The sequence below is a fragment of the uncultured Rothia sp. genome (genome assembly GCF_937976295.1).
In the GTDB taxonomy this organism is placed as follows: Bacteria; Actinomycetota; Actinomycetes; order Actinomycetales; family Micrococcaceae; genus Rothia.
The window spans coordinates 1-3,027 of sequence record NZ_CALJRY010000264.1 but is presented as its reverse complement, the minus strand read 5'-3'; the positions used below and the strand labels follow the sequence as shown (position 1 = coordinate 3,027).

Genomic DNA, 3,027 nt, shown 5'->3' with positions numbered 1-3,027 from the left:
GAAACAAAGTGCTTATTGCACAGCGCCCCACTCTGACTGAAGAGGTCGTAGCGCCCAACCGCTCGCGCTTCACCATCGAGCCTCTGGAGCCCGGTTTCGGCTACACCATGGGTAACTCCCTCCGCCGTACTCTGCTGTCCTCCATCCCCGGCGCCGCTGTTACCAGCGTCCGCATTGATGGTGTACTGCACGAGTTCAGCACCGTTCCCGGCGTGACCGAGGACGTCACTGAGATCATCTTGAACATCAAGAAGCTCTCCATCTCTTCTGAGAACGACGAGCCCGTCGTGGCCTACCTGCGCAAGCAGGGCGAAGGTGAACTGACCGCAGGCGACATCGAGGTTCCCGCTGGCGTGGAGATCCACAACCCGGAACTGCACCTGGCAACCCTGAACGCCTCGGCAAACTTCAACGCTGAGCTGGTTATCGAGCGCGGTCGCGGCTACGTGACTGCAGCTCAGAACAAGGTCGGCGATGGCGAGATTGGCCGTATCCCGGTTGACTCCATCTACTCCCCGGTTCTGAAGGTTACCTTCAGCGTGAACGCGACCCGTGTTGAGCAGCGCACCGACTTCGACAGCCTGACCCTGGACGTCGAAACCAAGGAAGCCATCGCACCGCGTGACGCCGTTGCTTCTGCAGGCAGCACCCTGGTCGAGCTCTTCGGCCTGGCACGTGAGCTGAACATTGCAGCTGAGGGTATCGAAGTTGGCCCGTCGCCCGCCGACGAGTCCATGGCCGCTGATCTGGCACTGCCGATCGAGGACCTGAACATGTCCGTCCGCTCCTACAACTGCCTCAAGCGCGAGGGCATCCACACCGTGGGTGAGCTCGTGACCCGCAGTGAAGCTGACCTGATGGACATCCGTAACTTCGGTGCTAAGTCCATTGACGAGGTCAAGGCAAAGCTCATCGAGCTCGGCCTGGCTCTGAAGGACTCCCCTCCCGGTTTCGAGCCTGCTGCACGCCCGCTTGATGACGAAGACGGTTCCGGCGAATAATTTCGACCGAATAGTTCACCCGGTTCCACCGGGATCAGTCAAACTTGATTCCCTAAGAGGCTCCGCTGCTGGGGCGTTAGGGAACGCAACTATGGAGATTTAACTATGCCTACTCCCACTAAGGGTCCCCGCCTCGGCGGTTCCCCGACCCACGAGCGCCACATGCTCAACAACCTGTCGGCGCAGCTGTTCCAGCACAAGCGCATCACCACCACCCTGACCAAGGCAAAGCGCCTGCGTCCGGTGGCAGAGCGCTTCATCACCTTCGGTAAGAAGGGCGACCTGGCTGCTCGCCGTCGCGTGCTGCGTTCCATCACCGACAAGTCCGTCGTGCACGAGCTCTTCACCGTTATTGCTCCGGCAATGGCAGAGCGCCCCGGTGGTTACACCCGCATCATCAAGATCGGTAACCGCAAGGGTGACAACGCTCCCATGGCAGTCATCGAGCTCGTCATGGAGCCCGTTGCAACCAAGGGTGCAGTTGCTGAGGCAACCAAGGTTGCTGAGAAGGCAGCTGAGGCTCCCAAGGCTGAAGCAGCTGAGGGCCTGCCCGCAGGTTCCCACGCACCCCTGGAGTCCGGCGAGGCTCCCGAGGGCTTCGAGGTTAAGGGTAACGCCGATTCCATGAAGTACCACGTGCCCGGTTCCCGCTGGTACTCCAGCACCAAGGCTGAAATCTGGTTCGACTCCGCTGAGTCGGCAGAGGCTGCAGGTTACGCCCCCGCAGGTGGCGCAGCAGCACAGAAGGTTTCCGAGTAATACGGATCCCAGCTGATTTAGGCTAAGCCTAAAATATGTCAATCCGCCGTCCACTATTGTGGGCGGCGGATTGGCGTATCTGCATACTTTAAGATGAAGCTGTTCCTGAGGACGTCCAAGCTTCACGAACCTTGCCAATGTTTTCGTACACTATCACCGCTGAAAGGCACACCAATGCAGAATGCTACTACTTTAGAGAATCACGAAGAGCAGCTCTTCATTGCTACGCACCGCGTGCGAATTGATTGTGCCTACGACGGTTCCCTTTTCAGCGGATGGGCTGCCCAGCCGAACCTTGTCACGGTGCAGGGGGTCATTGAGAATGCCCTTGAACTGATTTTGCGCGCACCTCACCGCGTGGTGGTCGCGGGCCGAACCGATGCCGGTGTGCATGCGGAAGCCCAGACCCTGCATTGCGATTTGAACGATGAGGATTGGGCTCGCCTGCACGGTCGAACGGGAGAGGACGACCCGACGGCTGCCCTGGGGCGCCGCCTCACCGGTGCTCTGCAACGCTGCCTCTACGATGCGGAAGAGCAGCTGAACTTGCCGAAGAATGTCCGCGGTATTCTGCAGGGCGCTATTCAGATTCACCGGGTCGCTGAGGTTCCCTTCGATTTTGACGCGCGCTTCTCCGCCATCGGTCGCCGCTACGTTTATCGCATTGCAGATGGTGCGGCGGATGGGCTTAACCCGCTGCACCGCACCTACACCTGGGCGGTGCCTGAGCATCTGGATTGCGCTGATCTTAACCAATCGGCACAGCAGCTACTGGGTCTGCGCGATTTCCTCTCCTTCTGCAAGCCGCGTGAAGGGGCAACCACGATTCGTGAACTGCGAGAGCTGAGCTTCTCTCGCGCAGAAAATGGTCTTATCGATGTACGCGTGGTGGCTGATGCATTCTGTCATCACATGGTGCGTTCGCTTGTTGGCGCGTTGGTGCTCTACGGTACGGGCAAACGTGACGCCGACTGGTTGCGTGAGCGGATCGATAACCCGGGACGCGAGGCGTCGCTGACTCTGGCGCCTCCGCATGCGCTTGCTCTGGCTGAGATTTACTACCCTGCGCCGGAGTTGTATGGAGAGCAAGCTGAGCGTGCTCGAGCAAAGCGTGAAGACCACGAGGCACAGAGCGCATAACGCCCTGTGCAGGTTGAGTCCCGTCACATGCTGAAAGCGGCGAGGGGCCTGGCGGAGGAGTGCAACCGTCGAGGTGAATTACACGGATGGAATTTAAAATGTGTTTAAGGCAAAAAAGCCCTATTTT

3 protein-coding genes are annotated in these 3,027 nt (G+C 59.3%); all 3 read left to right on the top strand.

Going from position 1 to position 3,027, the window contains the following annotated elements; genetic code table 11:
• The first annotated feature begins 8 nt into the window (after positions 1–8).
• The 3 genes from Q0216_RS07070 (at position 9) to truA (ending at position 2,900) form a co-directional block, all read left to right on the top strand.
• Positions 9–1,001 carry a DNA-directed RNA polymerase subunit alpha gene (locus tag Q0216_RS07070; RefSeq protein WP_005505031.1) on the top strand — a complete coding sequence of 331 codons (993 nt, stop codon included), beginning with the start codon at positions 9–11 and terminating at the stop codon, positions 999–1,001.
• A 105-nt stretch (positions 1,002–1,106) separates the two neighbouring features.
• The gene (rplQ, locus tag Q0216_RS07065) at positions 1,107–1,760 is read left to right on the top strand and encodes a 50S ribosomal protein L17 (protein ID WP_005505032.1); all 654 of its coding nucleotides are present in this window, start codon (positions 1,107–1,109) and stop codon (positions 1,758–1,760) included.
• A gap of 174 nt (positions 1,761–1,934) precedes the next feature.
• Positions 1,935–2,900: a tRNA pseudouridine(38-40) synthase TruA gene (gene truA / locus Q0216_RS07060; protein WP_298594058.1), complete on the top strand. Its 966-nt coding sequence runs from the start codon at positions 1,935–1,937 to the stop codon at positions 2,898–2,900.
• The last annotated feature ends 127 nt before the right edge of the window (positions 2,901–3,027 follow it).

Excerpts from the sequence above, each read along its gene's own strand:
- rplQ (WP_005505032.1), top strand. The coding sequence starts at position 1,107 with ATGCCTACTCCCACTAAGGGTCCCCGCCTCGGCGGTTCCCCGACCCAC.
- truA (WP_298594058.1), top strand. The coding sequence starts at position 1,935 with ATGCAGAATGCTACTACTTTAGAGAATCACGAAGAGCAGCTCTTCATT.